Raw genomic sequence first — 19,870 nt, forward strand, 5'->3', positions numbered from 1 at the left:
CTCCCGTCAAGCCGCCTTGCCGGCGTCCATTTCCCCAAAGACCTGCTTGACGATCTTGATTGCGTGGTTGGCCGCCGGCACCCCGGCATAGATCGCCACATGCAGCAGCGCCTCGCAGATATCATCGCGGCTGGCGCCCGTATTGGCGGTGGCACGCACATGCATGGCCACCTCCTCGTCCTGACCAAGTGCCGCCAGAAGCGCGATCGTCACGATCGATCGCTCCCGTTTCGTCCAGGTCGGTCGCGACCAGACGTGCCCCCAGGCAGCCTCGGTGATCAGCTCCTGGAACGGCCGGTCGAAATCGGTCGAGGCTGATTGGGCGCGATCGACATGGTTGTCGCCAAGAACAGCCCGCCGCGTCGCCATACCCTGGCGATAGCGGTCGGAGGGCGCGAAGGCATCACTCATGGCTGTTGTCTCCATGCGTTACGATTTCGAAGAAGGCACGCAGCACCGCAGTCAAAGCTTCAGGGTTTTCGACACAGGGAATATGCCCGGCGTCGCGGATGACCTCATAGCGGGCGCCGGGAATAAGGCGCGCGGTGGCAAGCACCACATCGGGCGGCGTCGAACCATCCTGGTCGCCGACGACGCAAAGGACGGGCACGGAGATGCGGGCGGCCGCCTCGGTATAATCGGCGTCGCGGATCGCACCGCAGGTGGCAGCATAACCGGTGACCGGCTGGCGGATCAGCATGTTCCGGTAGCCGGCAAGCGCGGTATTTTCAGGCCTGCGAAAAGCGGGCGTAAACCAGCGCTCCAGCACGCCGTCGGCGATCGCCTCGATGCCGTGCTCCTCGATGGCGGCAATGCGCTGCGCCCACATTTCCCACGTGCCGATCTTATGGGCGGTATCGCAAAGAACCAGCGCACGCACGAGATCCGGCCGCCGCTGGTAGAGCGATTGCGCGATCAACCCACCGACGGAGAGGCCGCAGATGATCGCCTGACTGACCGAGAGCATGTCGAGCAGGCCGGCAAGGTCATTGGCGTGGTCTTCGATCGCGTAAGGGACAGTTCCGATATCGGAGAGACCATGACCGCGCTTGTCGTAGAGAACGATCGCATAGTCGCCCGCAAGGCGCACGATGACATCACGCCAGATACGAAAGTCCGTGCCCAGCGAATTGGCAAAGACCAGCACCGGCCGCTCAGCCGTGGCGCCAATGACCTGATAGTGGATGGTGATGTCGTTGATGCGGGCAAACTGCACGGCACTTCTCCTCTGCAACCAAATTGTCTATTTAATCTGGTTAGGTAAAATGATATTTCACGGCATTCCATTAACTCAAGAGTTATGAATTCCATGGTCGACGCCCGGGTCAAGTTTCGTCATCTGCAGACTTTTGTCGAGGTCGCAAGACAGAAGAGCGTCATGAAGGCGGCTGAACTCCTGCATGTCAGCCAGCCGGCGGTCACCAAGACGATCCGCGAGCTGGAACAGGTTCTGGGCGTTGCTGTTTTCGAGCGCGATGGGCGCGGCATCAAGATCACCCGCTATGGCGAGGTCTTTCTTCGCCACGCCGGTGCGGCGCTGACGGCGCTTCGACAAGGCCTCGATTCGGTCTCGCAGGAGCGCTCCGGTGATGGCGTGCCGGTGCGCATCGGCGCCTTGCCGACGGTCTCGACGCGGATCATGCCGCGGGCAATGTCGCTTTTCCTGGAGGAGGACACCGGCGCACGGATCAAGATCGTGACCGGCGAGAATGCCGTTCTTCTCGAACAGCTGCGGGTTGGCGATCTCGACCTCGTCGTCGGCAGATTGGCGGCGCCGGAAAAGATGACGGGCTTTTCCTTCGAGCATCTTTATTCCGAACAGGTGGTCTTTGCCGTGCGCGCCGGGCATCCGCTGCTTGCCGGCACGCAATCGGCCTTCGCCCATCTCGGCGACTATCCGGTACTGATGCCGACCCGAGCCTCCATCATTCGCCCCTTTGTCGAACACTTTCTGATCGCCAACGGCATAGCGGGCCTGCCCAACCAGATCGAAACGGTTTCCGATGCCTTCGGCCGCGCCTTCGTGCGCGCCAGCGACGCGATCTGGATCATCTCGGCAGGTGTCGTCGCCAGCGATATCGAGGATGGCACGCTTGCAATCCTGCCGATCGACACCAGCGAAACCAAGGGCCCGGTCGGCCTGACGATGCGGACGGACTCGGTTCCGTCGCTGCCGCTTTCCATCCTGATGCAGACCATCCGCGAGGCCGCAGCGGCAATCGCCCCGAAACCCTGACGGCAGCACCGCAACGCACAGCGGCCGACCCTTTACAAAACCTCCTCGTCGGCCGAGATTGCGGCCATCATCAGTTTACCGAAACCAGCATGCGATCGATCCAGTGCAGCTCGAAATCTTCGCCAGACACCACATTGCCGATATGCTGGGCTGGTTCCCGACCGCCGAAGCGCTCATTCAATGGGGCGGGCCGGGGCTCCGCTTTCCGATCGATGAGACGCAACTCGAGGAGATGCAGGGTTCGACCCTAGGCGATGTGCCGGCACGCTGGATGTTTGCCGGCATTGTCGATGGCAATCTTGCCGGTCACGCCCAGGTCGCGCTTGACTGGGGAAATGGCGTCGGTCGCCTCGGCCGCGTGGCGATCAACCCGTGGTTTCGCGGCCAAGGCCTCGCCCACCCCTTCCTTCAGCGGGTCATGGAGCGATTCTTCGCAGACGCCCGCTTCGAACGGCTGGAACTCAACGTCTATACGTTCAACACCGCGGCAATCCGCACCTATCTGAAGCTCGGCTTTATCGAGGAAGGCGTCCGGCGGTCTTCAGCCAGGGTTGGCGATATCAGATGGGACACCGCCATTTATGGCATGCTGCGCAGTGATCTCGCGGCGAAAAACCTGGCTTAGAACGGCAGCCCGACGTAATTTTCGGCAAGCGCTGTCGAGGCGGCGCGCGAATGGGTGAGATAATCGAGTTCGGCCTCCTGGATCTTCTGGTCGAAATCGCCGGTATCCGGGAAACGGTGAAGCATCGTCGTCATCCACCAGGAAAAGCGCACGGCCTTCCACACCCTTGCCAAAGCGTGGGCGGAATAGGCGTCGACCCCGGCATTCGAGCGGTCCTGGTAATGTTCCAGCAGCCCTTCGAAGAGGTAGTGCACGTCGCTTGCCGCAAGGTTCAAACCTTTGGCACCGGTCGGCGGCACGATATGTGCCGCGTCGCCAACCAGAAACAGCCGCCCGAAACGCATCGGCTCGGCGACGAAGGAGCGGAGCGGCGCAATCGACTTTTCAAACGACGCGCCGGTGACCAACGCCTCCGCATGATGTGCCGGCAATCGCCGCCTGAGTTCGTCCCAGAAGCGCTGATCCGTCCAGTCCTCAATCTTCTCGTCGAGCGCGCACTGCAGGTAGTATCGACTGCGGGTCTGCGACCGCATGGAGCAGAGGGCAAATCCGCGCGCATGGTTGGCGTAGATCAGTTCGTGGCTGACCGGCGGAACATCGGCAAGAATGCCAAGCCAGCCGAAGGGATAAACCTTCTCGAATGTGCGGATCGCATTTTCAGGAACCGACTTGCGGCTAACCCCGTGAAAACCGTCGCAACCGGCGATGAAATCGCAATCAATACGGTGACTTGTGCCGTCCAACTCATAGGTGACGTACGGCTTGTGACCATCGAAATCATGCGGCTCGACATCTACCGCGGCGTACATCGACGGTGCGCCGGTGAGCGCGCGCTCCTCCATGAGGTCGCGCGTCAGCTCCGTCTGGCCATAAACCATCACGCGCCTGCCGCCGGTCAGCCCATGGAGGTCGATGCGATGATCCCGACCATCGAAAGCAAGCGAAAAGCCGTCATGTGGCAGGCCCTCGGCATGCATGCGAGAGCCGGCCTTCGCACGGTCCATCAGGCCGACCGTTCCCTCCTCAAGAACGCCGGCGCGCACCCGGCCAAGAATGTAGTCCTTGCTGACGCGATCGAGGATGACATTGTCGATGCCGGCACCGGTCAGCAATTGCCCGAGAAGAAGGCCCGATGGACCTGACCCGATGATGACCACCTGTGTGCGCATGCTTTCCTCCCGAAACTGACTTTTGACAAAACTCTGCTCGGGAGAGCGGTCCGGCTCAATGGACATTTCGGTCAAGAAATTGCACTAATCGAACATCATGAAGGAATGTGGGCGATGAAGAGGACGGTCCCGACCTACCAGCTTTATGGCGAACAGCCGCTGGAAAGACATGATTTCTGGCTGCATTGTGAAACGATCCACTCGCGCAGCAGCCTGCATCATTGGGAGATCGGGTTGCATCGCCATGAGAGCTTCTTTCAGATCTTGTACATTGACGGCGGATCAGGAGACGCGGTGTTCGGCGACACGGCGCGCGCTATTCGTCCCCCAGTTATGATTACCGTGCCGCCGGCGATCAGCCATGGCTTCCGCTTTTCCCGTGATATCGACGGGTTCGTGTTCACCGTTCTCGCCTCGCATCTTAAGGTATCGCCCGGCGAACGCAGCCGGCTCGGCGCCTGGATGGCGACACCGCGTCTTACCAGCCTCGATGGCAGCGACGACGGCCGCTATGTGGCGCTGACCCTCGCCCGGCTGGGTGCTGAATGGGAAGCCAGCCGGAGCCACCGCACCGACCTGCTCGATGCCTATCTGACGTCGGCGCTAACGCTGGGTGCCCGCCTCGATGAAGCGGACCCCGTCGAGGACGACGCCGCCGACACCGAGAACGAACGACGCTTCGAGCATTTCCTCGCCCTCGTCCAGCAGCACCATCGCTCGCACAAACCAGCCGCGTTCTACGCACGCGAACTCGGCCTATCGCCGACGCATCTCAACCGTATCGTCCGCAGTGTTAGCGGCCAAAGCGCCCACGAGATCATCGCGCGCAAGCTGACGGACGAAGCACGACGCGAGCTTGTTTTCACCCGCGGCAGCGTGCAGGAGATCAGTTTTCGGCTCGGCTTTGCCGATCCGGCCTATTTCTCTCGCTTCTTCCTGCGCCAGACCGGCCTGACACCTAGGGCGTGGCGGCTTGCCGAGCGGACGAAGCTCGGCGCGTAACTGCCCAGCCAGGCTGTCTACCAGACAACACATGATTGCTGCCGCTGCTACAGGAACCGCCCCCGCAGCGACGGCCGGCGGATGGCGAGCGACGTCGCCGTCCCCAGCAGCATGATCGTTACTGGACGACCGTCGCGAGTATTGGCGTCGCCTGCCCAATCGCATCCTGTTCGCCTAGTGCTCGTGGCCGAACGGGACACGAAAGCGGGAGCATGTTGCAGCCGCTTAGAGCGGCGACCGGATTTGAGGCTGTACAGGCCTGAAGGGAGAATGGCGTCTCCGGAATTCGCGGCCAATCCTACGGCCGCGTTTGACCGGCGCCTTGAAGCGGCAATGAAAGATCGCCGCCTACAGTTGATTTCGCCTCAAAAACTCGCAGCAGGGCCACTCGCCTGCGGTCACTCTTGTGCGGATGAACATTCATAGAGCACTTTGCCGGTCGACGCATCTATGCCTGCCAGGCTCACTTCATACCCCCAAAGTCGGCTAATGTGCGCAATCGTCGCGTCGCGATTGCTTTCCTCCAGCAGAAGACCGTTCTTGACCACGTGATTCAATCGAAGTTGCCGATCTCCAAGCAAATCGACATCAACGACCTGTATTTCCGGTCTATTTGCCACAGGGTCATAATTCCGAGAGAGCGCAGAGCGTACGGCAGAATAGCCCCGCTCGTCATGGATTGAAGTAACTTCACAAAATTTGTTGGTCGCGCGGTCGGAGAGACGAAACAGGCGGAATTTGCGGATCACCGCCGGGCTCAGATATTGCAGAATGAAGGAGTCGTCGCGGTGGTTTTCCCAGGCGTCGATCAGCGTGCCCATCGCGTCGCCGTTACCGGATATGGTGGGAAACCAGTCCCGATCCTCTTGTGTCGGCGTCGTGCAGATGCGTTCGATATCCTGCATCATTGCAAAGCCCAGCGCGTAAGGGTTGAGGCCGTAGAAGCGGGAATGGTCGAAGCCCGGTTGATAAACAACATTGGCATGGCTCGCCAGCAACTCCAACATTGCGCCTTCACTGATTTTGTCCTGGTCGAACAGTCTGTTGATAATGGAATAGTGGACGAAGGTCGCGCATCCCTCGTTCATCACTTTGGTCTGACTTTGCGGATAGAAATATTGCGCGATAACGCGAACAATCCTCAAGATCTCGCGCTGCCAGGGTTCAAGGATCAGACTGTGCTTCTCGAGAAAGTAGAGCAGGTTCTCCTCGGGAAGGTTAAGCACCTTCTTCCGTTCCAAAGCTTCGCGCTCCGCCTCCTCGATGCCGGATGTTCCGCCTGCCGTCGGCAGCGTCCGCCATAAATCGCTATAAGTCTGTTCCTCGTATTCCAGCCGCTCCCGGGCCCGCTCCGTCACCTTTTCCGATGAGAGTCGGGGGGGACGGCGATAGTGGAATACGCCGTGATCCTGCAGGGCATGCGCCGAATCGAGAATCTCCTCCACCGCATCAAGACCATGCCGCTCCTCACATTTGGCAATGTATTTCTTAGCGAAGTCCATGTAGCCAAGGATCGCGCCGGCATCCGTCCACTGGCGGAACAGATAATTGTTCTTGAAGAAGTGATTGTGGCCGAAGGCGGCATGCGCGGTAACCAGCGCCTGCATCGGCATCGTGTTTTCTTCCATGAGATAGGTGATGCAGGGATTGGAGTTGATCACGAGTTCATAGGCCAGCCCGCGATAGCCTTTTTGATAGAGTTGGCTTTCAAAAACGAAGCGCTTGCCAAACGACCAGTGCTGATACATCAGCGGCATGCCCACGGACGAATAGGCGTCGAGCATCTGTTCGGAGGAAATAATTTCGACCTGGTTCGGATAGACGTCGAGTCCCATCTCACCGATCGCAATCGCCTCGATCGCATCATAGGCACGCGAAAGCGTCGCAAAATTCCATTCGGAACCGTCGAACAGCAGGCTGGAGGCTGGCCGTTTCGCCATTCGGTCGTCCCCTCACCTGCGCAATTGAACGGGTTGATGCCGGGCAAAGAGTTTACGGAAGACGGGGTAGATGTCGGCGGGCCTTGCAACGCGCGTCATCTGGAAATTCGATACCGCGCTATCGACCGTGCGGTAGGCGCGCCAGAGCGAGGTGCCGTTGTCCGTCGACCCGAATATTCCGCTCTCGCGCTCGTCTATGATCTCAACATAGGCGTAATACTGGCACAGACGCATGAGCGATTCCCGCAGGAGTTCGGCGCACCACTCCGAGTCACCGTTGGCATTGTCGCCGTCGGAGGCCTGGGCGGCATATATGTTCCAGAGATTCGAGGGATAGCGGTCCTCGATGATACGGAGCATTTCCTCAAGCGCCGTAGAAACGACAGTGCCGCCGCTCTGCTTGCTGAAGAAGAACGTCTCCTCGTCAACTTCCCGCGCCTCGTCCGTGTGGCGGATGAACACGATGTCGATCCGCTCGTAACGACGCTTGAGAAACAGGTGCAAGAGAACGAAGAAGCGCTTGGCAAGATCCTTCTCGCGCTCCCCCATTGATGCCGAGACGTCCATCAGGCAGAACATCACCGCACTCGCATTCGGCAAAGGCTGGCGTTCGAAACGGTTAAACCGCACGTCAACGGGATCGACATAGGCGATACGCCGCCGCCGCCGTTCAAGCACTTCCAGTTCTTCGCGCACCTGCGAGAGCCTGTGGCGCTGATGTGGGGATGGCTGCTCCTCCCTTTCCAGGGCTGCGATCTCGTCGGCAAGCGTCTGAAATTCCTTCTCGCTCGGGCGGCGCAGGGCCATGCGCCGCCCGAAGCTGTTGCGCATCGTTCGTCCAACATTGATGTTGCTAGGGGTGCCCACTGTCGAGAAACCGACGCGATGGGATTTGTATCTGACGGTCTCCCGCAGGCTCAGCTTCACCATATCGGGAAGCTCCAGATCTTCAAAAAAAAGATCGAGCACTTCCTCGCGCGAAAGCACGAAGACAAAGTCGTCCGCGTTTTCGCCCCGGCCGGGGTTGGCGCCGCCTCCTCCACCAGCGCCTGCATCAGGCTTTTTAAGTCGGTCCCCCGGCGAAAAGGTCTCGTTTCCGGGCAGGACATACTGCCGCTCGCCGCTGCCGCTCGAATGTCGGAAGCTAGGCTCGTCCGCACCACGCTTCGGGATCGGAACGCCGTGGGTGGCGTCCACATCGGTGATCCTGTCCGACTTTATCTGATCTCTGATCGCCCGCTTCAATTCCTCATGGACCCGCTTAAAAAAGCGCTTCCTGTTGCCGAGATTCCTGTCCTTGGGGTTAAGCCGGCGATCGATGAAATTCGGCATTGCCCGTCCCCCGCTTCCGCATCGTCAACCGGCCTTGTTGACCCGCATATACCAGTCGACGAGCCGCCGCACCTGACGTTCGGTGTAGCCCCGTTCGGTCATGCGCTCAACGAACTCAGCGTGCTGCTTCTCGGTCGCGCTGTCCTTCTTCGAGCCGAAGCTGATGACCGGTAAAAGGTCCTCGACCTGGCCGAACATGCGCTTCTCGATCACTTCCCGGAGCTTTTCGTAACTTGTCCAGGCTGGGTTACGCCCGTTGTTCCTGGCGCGGGCACGCAGGGTGAACTTTACAACTTCGTTGCGGAAATCCTTGGGGTTTGCGATCCCTGCGGGCTTTTCGATCTGTGACAACTCGCCGTCGAGAACGTTACGATTTAGGATCTGACCAGTGTCAGGATCCTTAAAGTCCTGATCTTCGAGCCAGGCATCCGCGTAAGAGATGTAGCGGTCGAACAGGTTCTGACCATATTCGCTATAGGATTCGAGATAGGCCTTCTGGATCTCGTGACCGATGAACTCCGCATAGCGGGCGGCGAGCTCCGACCGGATAAAATCGAGATAGTTCGCTTCGGTCTCTTTGGGAAACTGCTCCCGCCGGATAGCCTGTTCCAGGATATACATCAGATGAACCGGATCGGCAGCGACTTCCTTGGTGTCGTAGTTGAAGGTCTCAGACAGAACCTTGAAGGCAAACCGGGTACTAACGCCGGTCATGCCCTCATCGACGCCTGCGGCATCGCGATATTCCTGCAGGGACTTCGCCTTGGGATCGGTATCCTTCAGGTTTTCGCCGTCATAAACCCGCATCTTTGTGTAGGACGGCGAGTTCTCGTGTAGAGCGAGGCGCGTCGCCACTGTGAAGCGACTAAGGTTCTCCAGCACCTCGGGCGCGCATGGGCTCTCGGATAATTCGCTCTCGCGAAGCAGCTTTTCATAGATCAGCCGTTCCTCCGTGACACGCAGGCAATAGGGAACCTTGACGACCAGTATTCGGTCGAGAAAGGCCTCGTTGTTCCTGTTGTGCTTGAATTGCAGCCATTCGGACTCGTTGGAATGGGCAAGCACGACCCCCTGATAGGGAAAAGCTCCGAAGTTCTCCGTGCCGTTGTAGCTTCCTTCCTGCGTGGCGGTGAGCAGCGGATGCAGAACCTTGATCGGCGCCTTGAACATTTCGACGAATTCGAGCAGCCCTTGCGTTGTCCTGTTGAGCCCGCCGCTATAGGAATAAGCGTCGGGATCGGCTTGGCTGAAATTCTCAAGTTGACGGATATCGACCTTGCCGACCAGCGCGGAAATGTCCTGGTTGTTCTCGTCGCCCGGTTCAGTCTTGGCGATGGCGATCTGGCGCAGCCGCGACGGCATGAGCTTGACGACGCTGAACTTCGAAATGTCGCCGCCGATTTCGTCTAGGCGCTTGGCGGCCCAAGGCGATACCAAATCGGTGAGCCGCCTCTTTGCAATTCCGTATTTGTCTTCGAGCAGATCCCCCATGTGATCGCGGTTGAATAGACCAAGGGGCGATTCAAAGACGGGGCTTATCTTGCCGTCGATGGCCAACGTGTAGATCGGCTGCTGCTCCATCAGCTTCTTGAGACGTTCGGCAAGCGACGACTTGCCACCACCCACCGGCCCCAAGAGGTAAAGGATCTGCTTGCGTTCCTCGAGCCCCTGCGCGGCATATCGGAAGTAGCCGACGATCCGCTCGATCGTGTCCTCCATTCCATAGAAGTCCGAGAAGGAGGGGTACAGCTTGATAGTTCGGTTGGCGAAAATCCGCCCAAGGCGCTCATCCGCGCTCGTATCAATCAACTGCGGCTCGCCGATTGCGGTAACCATGCGCTCTGGGGCCGTGGCATACATGCTCTTGTCGTCGCGACAGGCCAGGAGATATTCCTGTAAACTTAACTTCTCTTGCACTCCACTTGCATACGTCTTTGAAAAAAGGTCGAATACATCGCCGTCACTGGCTCTCATTGAACCCTCCCGCGGCCGCCGAAAGTCATAAACTTCCGCTACGACCACTACTCTATTTAAAACGCACTCGGGACGGGTTTGTTCCCGAATTTGGCTGCCTTCACTGCGCCGAGCGAAATCAGACAATTTTATACTAGCACAACAGCGGGCCATCTCCGCACCTAATCAAATAGAGAATTCGAGGTACAAAAGCGAAAATCAGCGTAAAACGGCCTCGAGGCCCATCAGGCTGTGCAGGACCAGCGCGCACACCTTGCTAATTGCCCGGATCGAAATCGCCTTTAAGAACGTTGCAAGATCGCCTATTGGAAACGTTCTGCCAAAAACAGGCTCGCATTGTTGCCAAATGCCCGTTCATGGCTGCCTTCGCGGTAAGGCATCCGAAAATGTAGCACGATCCTCGACGGCCAGATCGTCGACGATGCCGACTTGCCCTGCCGGTTGGCCGGCTACAAAACCTTGCTATCATCGGTCCAGAAGGGCTGCAATCATCCTAGAGGGAGTTACCGTGGAAGCCGGACATGATACCAGCGAGCTTGAAATGGTCGTCTTGATGACGCCCGACATGGCCAACTTCAGCGGCAAGGTCCATGGCGGCGCCCTGCTCAATCTTCTCGATCGCGTCGCGTTTTCCTGCGCCTCGCGCTATTCGCAGGAATATGCGGTGACCCTGTCGGTGGACCAGGTCGTCTTTCGCCAGCCGATCCATGTCGGGGAACTGGTGACCTTTCGCGCCTCGATCAATCATGCCGGGCGAACCTCGATGGAGGTCGGGATCCGCGTCGAAGCCGAAAACATCCGCACCGGCGAGCGCAGGCACACGAACTCCTGCTATTTCACCATGGTGGCCGTCGATGCCGAGGGGCGTCCGACCGCCGTCCCAACTTACAATCCCGTGACCAGCATCCGAAAGCGGCGCCAGCGCGCAGCGGAGGTCCGCAGAAACCTGCGGCGTGAGTTCGAGGCCCGCTTTCAAGCTGCTGGCTCGCCCACCGAAGCCTGACCGCCACAATCCGTCTGCCCGCATGGCGGTTTCGCCCGGGATCGCAAGGTCACTTTTTGCAACAAGGCCTCGCAAGTATCATTCCTGTGTTTGGCCCGGCGGCTTGATGGTGTATCTTTCGCCGGCCGGAGTGAATGGCCAAGCGGAGCTGCCCGGCGCGTGGAGGGTGGCGTCTTGGCCCTTAAGCCTGTTGAAGCCCATGCGTACATTCGGCGCCTTCGGCGGCGTGATTCCCGCGTAAATGTGCTGTGAGCATGCCCCCGCATTCTGAAAAGTCACAATGACGCGTTCAAAGCCATCGCGCCGTGTTTTGCATCTGGCGCCATTTTCGTGAACAAGCGAAGCCACCTATCAACGCCTGCCGCTGCGGGAAACCAACACCGTCGTTGCGGGCTCGGTATATCGGAGGATCAAATGTCCACATCCGAGACGGGAAAGCAGTTTACTGAGGGCGTCGCAAACGGCGAGGTTCGGTACGATCTGGAGGATTTCATCCGCGCATCCGGCATTCCGCCGCTCGAGGCCTACGAGATGTTCACGAAATACGGGCCCTACAAGTCAGACCTTGATCCTTTGATCAGGGCTCGGGCCGACCAGCATATGGATCTGATGAAGTAGAGGCTATCGCCCGGCCACGGCTCGCTGCGGATAGCGGAGCGCGACGATCGCTTCGCTAAACGCGAAAGCCGCGCTCGGCGATCAGTTCTTCCGTATCAGTCCTCGTGTAAGGCGTGTTCGCCTCGAGACGTCGTCTCACTGGTGGTCAGTGCGCCTGTTCACGTGTCAGAAAATGGAGGTTGCCGCTCAGATCGGAAACCACGAGCCGCCGCTCGTCCCAGACGAGGACGGACACGGGTCGTGTCAAGGCGTCGAGAATGATCTTTCGGCTGCCCGTCATTGTGTCGAGTCTGAGCAAACGACCGCTGCCCTTCCGGAACCCTTCCGGCTGATCGTAGATACCGTGTTCGAGAACAAGCATCGCTCCATCACTGTTGAAGGCGATAGCAACGGGCGCATTCAGGCCTTCGACGTCAAGTCGCGGATTTGACGCGCCACCGGTTTCGGGGATCGAAACGATCTTTCCAGCACCGGCAAGGAAAGGAAAGCCGCCGAACAGCGCGACATAAAGGCGTCGGTCGCGCAGCCAGATGCCGGTCGGCACCGCATCGACCTCATAGCTTTTCCCCGTCGTGAACTCTGTCGGCGACAGATCCTGCAGTGCCGTCGCTGCCTCGGTCATACGGCGGAACGTCATGATCGTGTTCTTCTGGCCGTCCATTTGCACCCGTTCGACACTGTTTCGCGCGGCATCGATCACGTAGTAAACGCCGTCCGCCAAGATGAAGTCGAACGGATTCCAGAAATCGCTGCTGATGACGCGGACCGCGCCAGCGCCATCGATCGCAATGAGAGCGTGGTCGTATGGGCCTGCGTCGGAGTTGGCCGGCGTCCACCCTTGGGCGACGACAAGGACGTCGCCGGCACGCACCACACGATAAGGTCCGGTCGGGTCGCCGATCACGTCGAGGCCATGCGAAAAGACCGGACCGAATGCGACGAGCTTACCCTGCCCGTCGCGGCGATAAAGCCGGCCGCTGGCCAGATCGGTGACGAGCAGAGCCTCGCCATCGCGGGACATACCGGCGAACGCGGCACCCGCCAGGCTAACAGTCTCTAGCCGGTAGCCGGGTGCGACTGCCGGCTCTGCGCTGGCGCCGGCTGCCAGGAACAGAAGGCCCGCAATGATTGTCAAGCCGCGGAGCGAATGCATCGGAACCCTCCATTGGCTGAGAAACGAAATTCCGGATTATAGGCGAGGCGATAGGTCGTCGTAAGGTGGCGTGCATCGCTGTTCCAGGAGCCCCCGCGAAGCACGCGGTATAGCCCCGTACCTTTTGCCGCGGCCCAACCGTCGTAGGGCACGTAAACATCACTGGTCCACTCCCAGACATTGCCGACAAGATTGAGGACGCCCTCGCTGCTGGCGCCATCGGCGAAAGACTGTGCTGGCGCGGTCATCAGATAACCGTCGCGCGCGTCGCCGGAGCAGCAGATATCCGCGCCGGAATTTGCCCGCACAAAGTCACCAGGGGCCGAGCCCCACGGAAATGCCCTGCCCGTCGTTCCGCGTGCCGCTCTCTCGTATTGTTGCTCCGACGGCAGCGCCAACCCATAGTGACGGCAAAAAGCATCGGCGTCGCCCCAACTCACCCCGACGACCGGCCGGTCGTCCAAACCCAGAACCGGGTGATTTGCGTAGAAGGCCGGGCGGTGACCGGTCTGATCGATGAAGCGTCCGTATTGCCGGTTCGTGATCTCGGTACGGTTGATCGCGTAGGCCCGCCCTTCCAGAACGCGGCGCGGATGTTCATTTTCGGGGCCGTCGTCACGACCGAAGACGAAGGCCCCGGCAGGGATTTCGATCAGCGGATTGCCGTCGATAGGGCCGACATCGGCGGCGGCCGCGCAGAATGCCACTGTGATTGCAATCGCCGCCGTCCAGATGTCAGAAGTCGACACGGTGTTGTGTCCCTCCATCGAACAGAAAGACGCGATCGGTCGCCACCTTCACGCCGACCCGCTGATCGATCTGGCCAGCGAAGTTCTTGTCGGCGCGCAAGGTCATCAGTTGTCCGCCCAACTGCAGACTGACAAGCGTGTTCTCGCCGGTGAGCTCCACCGAATAGATCGGCGCGACCAGATTGACGTCTGCATCCTCGGCTCCGGCCGCATGGACGTCCTCCGGACGCACACCGAGAACGGCGGAAGAGATATTTGCCTGGCCGAGACCCGCCAACCTGAGGCCGGCCCTAACGAACACACCGTTTTTCACCTCCCCCGGGATCAGATTCATCGGCGGAGAGCCGATAAACCCGGCAACGAAGAGGGTGCGCGGATCGTTATAGATCTCCCTCGGCGTTCCGAGCTGCTCGATCACGCCTTTGTTCATCACAGCGACGCGGTGGGCGAGTGTCATCGCCTCTATCTGGTCGTGGGTGACATAGATCGTCGTGACCTGCAGCTCATGCTGGAGGTGCTTCAGCTCGGCGCGCATTTGAGTGCGAAGCTTGGCGTCGAGATTGGAAAGCGGCTCGTCCATCAGAAAGACACGTGGCGTGCGGACGATAGCGCGGGCGAGTGCTACGCGCTGGCGCTGGCCGCCGGAGAGTTCCTTCGGCAGGCGCGACAACATCGTGTCGAGTTCCACGCGCCGCGCGACCTCGGCTATGCGTCGCTTGTATTCGGCCGGGGGCACTTTGCGGATCTTCAGCGGGTAGCCGATATTGTCCTCAACAGTGAGGTGCGGATACAAGGCATACGACTGGAAGACCATCGCGACGTCACGATATTTTGGCAGGACGCCATTGATGCGTTCCGCATCGATGTAGATATCACCCGATGTCGCCTCTTCGAGACCGGCAACCATGCGCATCGTCGTCGTCTTGCCGCAGCCGGAGGGGCCGAGCAGGACGAGAAACTCCTTGTCCCGGACCTCGAGATTGAAGTCGGTCACCGCGATGAATTCGCCGAACTTCTTTGAGACATTGGTGAACGTGACGGACGCCATGGTCTCACCCCTTGACGGCCCCGAGAGACAGCCCTCGGACAAGATGCTTCTGAACGATGAAAGCGAAGATGACGATCGGCACGCAGGCCATGAACCCGGCGGCGCTGATTTCCCCCCAATAGGTCTTGTATTGCGTCACCCGCCCGGCGATGCCGATCGGCAGCGTCTGCGACTGCTCGGTGAGCGTGATGATCAGGGAGAGCAGGAACTCGTTCCACGAGATGATCAGACAGAAGATGGCCGTCGCCGCGAGCCCTGGGCGCGCGAGCGGCAAAGCGACATGTAGGAATGCGCCCCAGCGTGTGTCGCCATCGACGATCGCGGCCTCTTCCAGTTCGACCGGCAGGTCCTGGAAATAGCTCTTCATCATCCACGTCGCGAACGGCAGGTTGAAGGCCGTATAGGCGACGATGAGCGCCGACTTCGTGTTGAGCATGTCGAAGTAGTTGAAAAACAGATAGAGCGGAATGATGCTGACGATAGGAGGCATCATGCGCGTCGAGAGGATCCAGAACGAAATCTGCTTTCGCCACTGCCACGGATAGCTGAAGCGCGCCAAGGCATAGCCAGCCATCGTGCCGAAGCCCACGGAAATGATCGTGGTTCCGACCGCGACGAGCAAGCTGTTCAATGCGTAGCGCAGGAACGGCCGCTGGATGAACGCTTCCTCGTAGTGCTTCAATGTCGGGTTGCGCGGCAGCCATTCGGGCGGTACGGCGAAGATGTCTATGTCGAACTTGAACGAATTCGCCGCGATCCAATAAACAGGAAACAGCGTCAGGATCAGCGCGATGAGGATCGTCAGATAGGCGGACAGGCTTAGAAGCATCTCCCGGCCCCGGCTGCGTGTTCTTATCGTCGCCATCGTCGCCTCACTCCGCCAGTCGCATGCGCTTCATGAACCACGTGCTCAGCACGATCGTCACGAACAGCACGAAGAGCGAGATCGCCGCCGCGTAGCCGGGATCGGCGAAGCGGTAGGCGACCTGATAGATGTATAGACTCAAGACCTTGGTTCGGTCTGCCGGACCTCCCCCCGTCAGGATGAAGACCAGGTCGAAAAGGCGCAGCGCATCCATGACGCGCAGGAGCAAGGCAATGGCGATGACCGGTTTCAGAAAGGGCAGCGTCAGATCCCAGAACTGCCGCCATGACGAGGCGCCGTCGAGCGCTGCGGCCTCGTAGGGTTCGACCGGCAGGCTTGCCAGCCCCGCCAACATCAGAAGGAATATGAACGGCGTCCACTGCCAAACATCGGCAACGATGATCGAAAACATCGCCAGGTTCACGTCGCCCGCCCAGGCCTGCAGTGGAAGACCGAGACGGAACATGATTTCGTTGAGGACGCCAAACTGTGGCTCGTAGATGATCTTCCAGGTGATCGCGACGGCGACCGGCGGCAGCATCATGGGGATCATCAGGACGGTTTTGAGAAAGGCCAGCCGGCGGATGAATTTATCGAGGAGCAGCGCCAGGCCGAGACCGAGAAGGAATTCGGTCGTCACTGCCACGACTGTAAAGACGGTCGTGTTCCAGAGTGCGACGTGAAATTGCGTGTCGGAAAGAAGTCGAGCGAAATTGTCGGGGCCGACGAACTCCCAGGGCAGATCGGGGTTCGGACTGATCTTGTGAACTGCGGCATAGAACATGTAGAGGCTGGGAAAGATCGTCAACCCGAGCAATATGAGGACCGTAGGCGCAAGCATGAGGAAGCGCAGATGGCGCTCTGCCCACCGCTCCAGACCGCCACCTGGTCGAGGCTGCGCGGCCGACGTTTCCTTTTCGGACTTCAACAGTGGTCCCTCCCGCGGCGCGCCTGAATCGATTGCCGGCACCGTGAAACGAGGCGAGGTCCGAAGACCCCGCTCCGCGTAGATCACTGCCTATTTAAGGCCCGTAATCTGTTCGACTGCCGCTTGGGCGCTCTTAAGAGCCTCTTCCGGTGTGATCGTACCCGCTACGGCCTTGGAAAGCTCTATACCGAAGGCATTCTCGATCTCCGGCCACTTCGGATGACGTGGACGAGGCGTCGAAGCCTGGATCGCCTCCATCAACACCGGATAGTGTCGGAACTGTTCCTGCGATGTCAGTTCCGGATCGGTGAAGACCGAGGTTCGGACAGGCGGATTGCCGCGCGTGGCGGAAATCTTGATTTGCTCCGCCGAGGTCGCCCAGACGATGAAGTCGAAGGCCTCCTGCTTATTCTTGGAGGCCGACATGATGCCCATGGTCCAATGGCCGATTTCGGAACTGCCCGGTTTCGCGCCCGCCGGAATTGGGGCGTAGGAAATCTTGCCAACCATCTTCGACTGGCCCGGATCCTCAAAGGTCGCAACCCAGTTCGGCCAGTTGATAGACGAGGCGGCGGCACCAGCGGCAAGCGCCGTCCCCACTTCGTTGGCGTTGTAGCTCTCGATCCCCTTTGGAGAAACGTCGCGGAGCGCCATGAACGTCTTCATCGCGGCCGCACCTTCCGGCGTATCGATCGTCACCTTCGTGCGATCCTCGTTAAACATATTGGCGCCGTAGGACCAGAAGATCGGCATGAAGTCGGCCACGACCGGGTTACCCTGACCGCCCCGGAAGACATAACCGAAATAGCGACCTCCGCCGTCCTTGGTCAGGGTCTGGCTCGCCTTCAATACGTCATCCCAGGTCTTGGGAGCGTCGACGCCAGCTTCCTTGTACTTGGCGGCGTCATAGAAGAACATCTGGGCGTTTCCCACATAGGGCAGGCACACATAAGGTCCCGTATTGTAGGGATTGCGACAGATCGCCAGCGACTTCGACAGGAAATCGTTGTCCGGGCCTTCCATGCCCGCATTCTTGAAGTATGGCGTCAAATCCTCGAGATGTCCGTTCTCGGCGAAAAACGGGATCCACGGGTCATCCATCAAAATGATGTCGAACACGCCGGATTTGGTTGCCCCCGCATTGGCGCCCTGTTCGAATACATTGGCATAAGGCGCCTGCACGATCTCCACCTTCGTGCCCTTCATCTTCGAGTAGTCGTCGGCAGCAGCCCTAAGGCCATCACCCTCGCTGCTCGATGGCACGAGGACGGTGAAATCCGCCCATGCGACCCCGTTGATCGCCAGCGCGGACGCCGCAGCAGCCAAGACGAGAAACAGTTTGCGAACCATCGTACACCTCCCATTCCGAGTTGTTATCCGAAGGCCTCATTTTCGTAGGGGGCCCACCCTATCCGGCACGGCGGAGATGCGATCTCGACGTCCATGCGAACCGATATGCGACAAGTTGAAACGTTGTCCGGCATTTTCTCGAGCCGACGCTGCTTCCGAAGCCGATTTTACCACATCAGACGCATTATTTAGAGATGCTGCATTAGCATTCTCTATGATTACGTCTTGCGTGATCGCCCAGGTCGAAACGTGATCTCAATTGATAGGAATGCAGGGACTGTACCGGCCGAGACCCGGATCATCCTCGGTGCGATTGGAGATAGGAAATGCACGATCAGCCTCGGGAAAATGTCGCGGCATCACGCTTTGAGACTGCCGTTACTACCGCAACGAAGACGGCAGGGCCGTTCTCACCGACAAAGACGTTCCCCAGGCACTTTCGGGCCAAGGCATCGGCACACGGCTGGCGCGTGAGGCCTTCGAGGCGCTCCGCCAAAGGCAAGCACAGCGTCCTCGACGATGAAGAACTCATCGCGCGCATCAAAGCGAGATCTCCGCAGTAACGGGGGACGTCGACAAGCCGGCTTCACCCTGGTCGCGCCCTCATGTCAAACGCTGCGCAGCCGCTTCCAGCCGCAAAAGTCGACACCGGATCAACGCCCTGACTTTTTCTCGGCGATTTCGCCAGCCAGCGTGATCAAAGGGCCCCGACGAGGGCAATGGTGTGGCGCGCAATCATGAATTCTTCGTCCGTCGGCAAGACATAAAGTGCGACACCGCTTGCGTCGGTTGAAATTCGCGTCGCGCCCGCATCGTTGGCGGAAGGATCAAGTTCAGCGCCAAGCCACGTCAGACGCTCGGCGATACGGGCTCGAATAGGCGCCGAATTTTCACCCACGCCGGCGGTAAAGACAAAGGCATCCAGACCGCCGAGCGCCGCCGCGAGCATGCCGGCGCTGAGTGAGCAACGATGCACAAAATGATCGATCGCGAGAGTTGCACGCGGATCGTCGCTGGAAAGCAGGTCGCGCATGTCGGAGGATATTCCGGAAAGCCCCCTAAGCCCGGACGCCCGATAGAGAAGATCGGTGACGTCCGCGGTCGTCATGCCTTTCTGGTCGATCAGGTACAGCACGACACCCGGATCCATCTGGCCCGGCCGGGTGCCCATTGGCAGACCATCAAGCGCGGTGAACCCCATGGTCGTCTCAACGCTGAGACCTTGATACAGGGCGCACATCGATGCGCCACTGCCGAGATGAGCAACAATGACCCGACCGTTGGAGAGTGTAGGAGCCACATTGGTCAGGTGCTCGGCTATGTACTCGTAGGAGAGGCCGTGAAAGCCATAGCGTCGAACGCCGTCCTGGTAGTATGCCCAAGGCAAAGCGTAACAATCCGTGTGCGGGGCGTGGCCACGATGGAAAGCCGTGTCGAAACAGGCGACCTGCGGAACATCCGGATTAATTTCCATGGCGAGGCGGATGGGAGCCAGATTGTTTGGCTGATGCAGCGGCGCGAGTTCCTGGTAGCTGGCAAGCTTGTCGAGAACGGCATGGTCGATCAGGACAGGTGCCGCATAGTCCGGTCCACCGTGTACAACGCGATGACCGATTGCCTTAAGCGTAAAGCCTTCAAGTGATTGCAGCCAGATGCGCGCTTCAGCGATGGCCGTCGGCAGGTCGCCTATAGCTTCTGGGGGATAGGCTCGGTCGATCAGCACCGTCCCGTCGATCGTCTTCGCGAGCAAGCGCGGTCTGCTGCCAATGCCATCGATGTGACCACGCACACTGCGTGACAGGCCAGCCTCCGCAACCCCGAAGATCTGAAACTTGAGGCTCGACGAGCCCGCATTGACCACAAGTATGGCGTCCATGA

At 59.5% G+C, this 19,870-nt stretch carries 18 protein-coding genes and 1 pseudogene; 6 read left to right on the forward strand and 13 right to left on the reverse strand.

Going from position 1 to position 19,870, the window contains the following annotated elements:
- Window positions 1-6 precede the first annotated feature (6 nt).
- Both pcaC and pcaD read right to left on the reverse strand, forming a co-directional pair.
- A complete protein-coding gene (gene pcaC, locus ABIE33_RS16270; protein WP_429126674.1) occupies window positions 7-411 on the reverse strand; it encodes a 4-carboxymuconolactone decarboxylase in 405 nt (134 codons plus the stop codon).
- Window positions 404-1,216 (reverse strand): 3-oxoadipate enol-lactonase, encoded by an 813-nt coding sequence (gene pcaD / locus ABIE33_RS16275; RefSeq protein ID WP_429126676.1) that lies wholly within the window; start codon window positions 1,214-1,216, stop codon window positions 404-406. The genes pcaC and pcaD overlap by 8 nt, the downstream gene beginning before the upstream one ends.
- Window positions 1,217-1,309: 93 nt before the next feature.
- On the opposite strand from pcaD, the gene pcaQ reads away from it, so the two are divergent.
- A complete protein-coding gene (gene pcaQ, locus ABIE33_RS16280; protein WP_429126679.1) occupies window positions 1,310-2,236 on the forward strand; it encodes a pca operon transcription factor PcaQ in 927 nt (308 codons plus the stop codon).
- Window positions 2,237-2,339: 103 nt separating this feature from the next.
- Window positions 2,340-2,861, forward strand: a complete 522-nt coding sequence (locus tag ABIE33_RS16285; RefSeq protein WP_429126682.1) for a GNAT family N-acetyltransferase — start codon at window positions 2,340-2,342, stop codon at window positions 2,859-2,861.
- On the opposite strand, the gene pobA is transcribed toward ABIE33_RS16285, so the two are convergent.
- Window positions 2,858-4,030: a 4-hydroxybenzoate 3-monooxygenase gene (gene pobA / locus ABIE33_RS16290; RefSeq protein ID WP_429126684.1), complete on the reverse strand. Its 1,173-nt coding sequence runs from the start codon at window positions 4,028-4,030 to the stop codon at window positions 2,858-2,860. The genes ABIE33_RS16285 and pobA overlap by 4 nt on opposite strands.
- A 114-nt stretch (window positions 4,031-4,144) precedes the next feature.
- Here pobA and ABIE33_RS16295 point away from each other — a divergent pair, with 114 nt between their 5' ends.
- The gene (locus tag ABIE33_RS16295; RefSeq protein WP_429126687.1) at window positions 4,145-5,032 is read left to right on the forward strand and encodes a helix-turn-helix domain-containing protein; all 888 of its coding nucleotides are present in this window, start codon (window positions 4,145-4,147) and stop codon (window positions 5,030-5,032) included.
- A gap of 398 nt (window positions 5,033-5,430) precedes the next feature.
- Here ABIE33_RS16295 and ABIE33_RS16300 read toward each other — a convergent pair whose 3' ends face one another.
- The 3 genes from ABIE33_RS16300 to ABIE33_RS16310 are packed head-to-tail and all read right to left on the reverse strand — an operon-like array spanning window position 5,431 to window position 10,278.
- Window positions 5,431-6,972, reverse strand: a complete 1,542-nt coding sequence (locus ABIE33_RS16300; protein ID WP_429126690.1) for a SpoVR family protein — start codon at window positions 6,970-6,972, stop codon at window positions 5,431-5,433.
- A gap of 12 nt (window positions 6,973-6,984) precedes the next feature.
- Entirely contained in the window at window positions 6,985-8,304 is a 1,320-nt protein-coding gene (locus tag ABIE33_RS16305; protein WP_429126692.1) for a YeaH/YhbH family protein, read from the reverse strand.
- A gap of 24 nt (window positions 8,305-8,328) precedes the next feature.
- A complete protein-coding gene (locus ABIE33_RS16310) occupies window positions 8,329-10,278 on the reverse strand; it encodes a PrkA family serine protein kinase (RefSeq protein ID WP_429126911.1) in 1,950 nt (649 codons plus the stop codon).
- Between the two features lie 541 nt (window positions 10,279-10,819).
- On the opposite strand from ABIE33_RS16310, the gene ABIE33_RS16315 reads away from it, so the two are divergent.
- Both ABIE33_RS16315 and ABIE33_RS16320 read left to right on the forward strand, forming a co-directional pair.
- Entirely contained in the window at window positions 10,820-11,281 is a 462-nt protein-coding gene (locus tag ABIE33_RS16315) for an acyl-CoA thioesterase (RefSeq protein ID WP_429126914.1), read from the forward strand.
- Between the two features lie 414 nt (window positions 11,282-11,695).
- A complete protein-coding gene (locus ABIE33_RS16320; protein ID WP_429126694.1) occupies window positions 11,696-11,899 on the forward strand; it encodes a hypothetical protein in 204 nt (67 codons plus the stop codon).
- Window positions 11,900-12,044: 145 nt separating this feature from the next.
- On the opposite strand, the gene ABIE33_RS16325 is transcribed toward ABIE33_RS16320, so the two are convergent.
- From ABIE33_RS16325 to ABIE33_RS16350, 6 genes are all read right to left on the reverse strand, one after another.
- Window positions 12,045-13,052, reverse strand: coding sequence for a ScyD/ScyE family protein (locus tag ABIE33_RS16325; protein ID WP_429126696.1), 1,008 nt, complete (start codon window positions 13,050-13,052; stop codon window positions 12,045-12,047).
- On the reverse strand, window positions 13,031-13,801 hold the full coding sequence (locus tag ABIE33_RS16330; protein WP_429126699.1) for a formylglycine-generating enzyme family protein: 771 nt from the start codon (window positions 13,799-13,801) through the stop codon (window positions 13,031-13,033). The genes ABIE33_RS16325 and ABIE33_RS16330 overlap by 22 nt, the downstream gene beginning before the upstream one ends.
- Window positions 13,788-14,849 carry an ABC transporter ATP-binding protein gene (locus tag ABIE33_RS16335; RefSeq protein ID WP_429126702.1) on the reverse strand — a complete coding sequence of 354 codons (1,062 nt, stop codon included), beginning with the start codon at window positions 14,847-14,849 and terminating at the stop codon, window positions 13,788-13,790. The genes ABIE33_RS16330 and ABIE33_RS16335 overlap by 14 nt, the downstream gene beginning before the upstream one ends.
- A gap of 4 nt (window positions 14,850-14,853) precedes the next feature.
- On the reverse strand, window positions 14,854-15,714 hold the full coding sequence (locus ABIE33_RS16340; protein WP_429126704.1) for a carbohydrate ABC transporter permease: 861 nt from the start codon (window positions 15,712-15,714) through the stop codon (window positions 14,854-14,856).
- A gap of 7 nt (window positions 15,715-15,721) precedes the next feature.
- A complete protein-coding gene (locus ABIE33_RS16345) occupies window positions 15,722-16,645 on the reverse strand; it encodes a carbohydrate ABC transporter permease (protein ID WP_429126917.1) in 924 nt (307 codons plus the stop codon).
- A gap of 87 nt (window positions 16,646-16,732) precedes the next feature.
- Window positions 16,733-17,992, reverse strand: a complete 1,260-nt coding sequence (locus ABIE33_RS16350) for an ABC transporter substrate-binding protein (RefSeq protein WP_429126707.1) — start codon at window positions 17,990-17,992, stop codon at window positions 16,733-16,735.
- Between the two features lie 391 nt (window positions 17,993-18,383).
- On the opposite strand from ABIE33_RS16350, the pseudogene ABIE33_RS16355 reads away from it, so the two are divergent.
- Window positions 18,384-18,515, forward strand: a pseudogene (locus tag ABIE33_RS16355) (hypothetical protein); the annotation flags it as partial.
- Window positions 18,516-18,689: 174 nt separating this feature from the next.
- Here ABIE33_RS16355 and ABIE33_RS16360 read toward each other — a convergent pair.
- A complete protein-coding gene (locus tag ABIE33_RS16360) occupies window positions 18,690-19,868 on the reverse strand; it encodes an acetate/propionate family kinase (protein WP_429126710.1) in 1,179 nt (392 codons plus the stop codon).
- Window positions 19,869-19,870 lie beyond the last annotated feature (2 nt).

This window comes from Ensifer sp. 4252 (genome assembly GCF_050434565.1).
Classification (GTDB): Bacteria; Pseudomonadota; Alphaproteobacteria; order Rhizobiales; family Rhizobiaceae; genus Ensifer.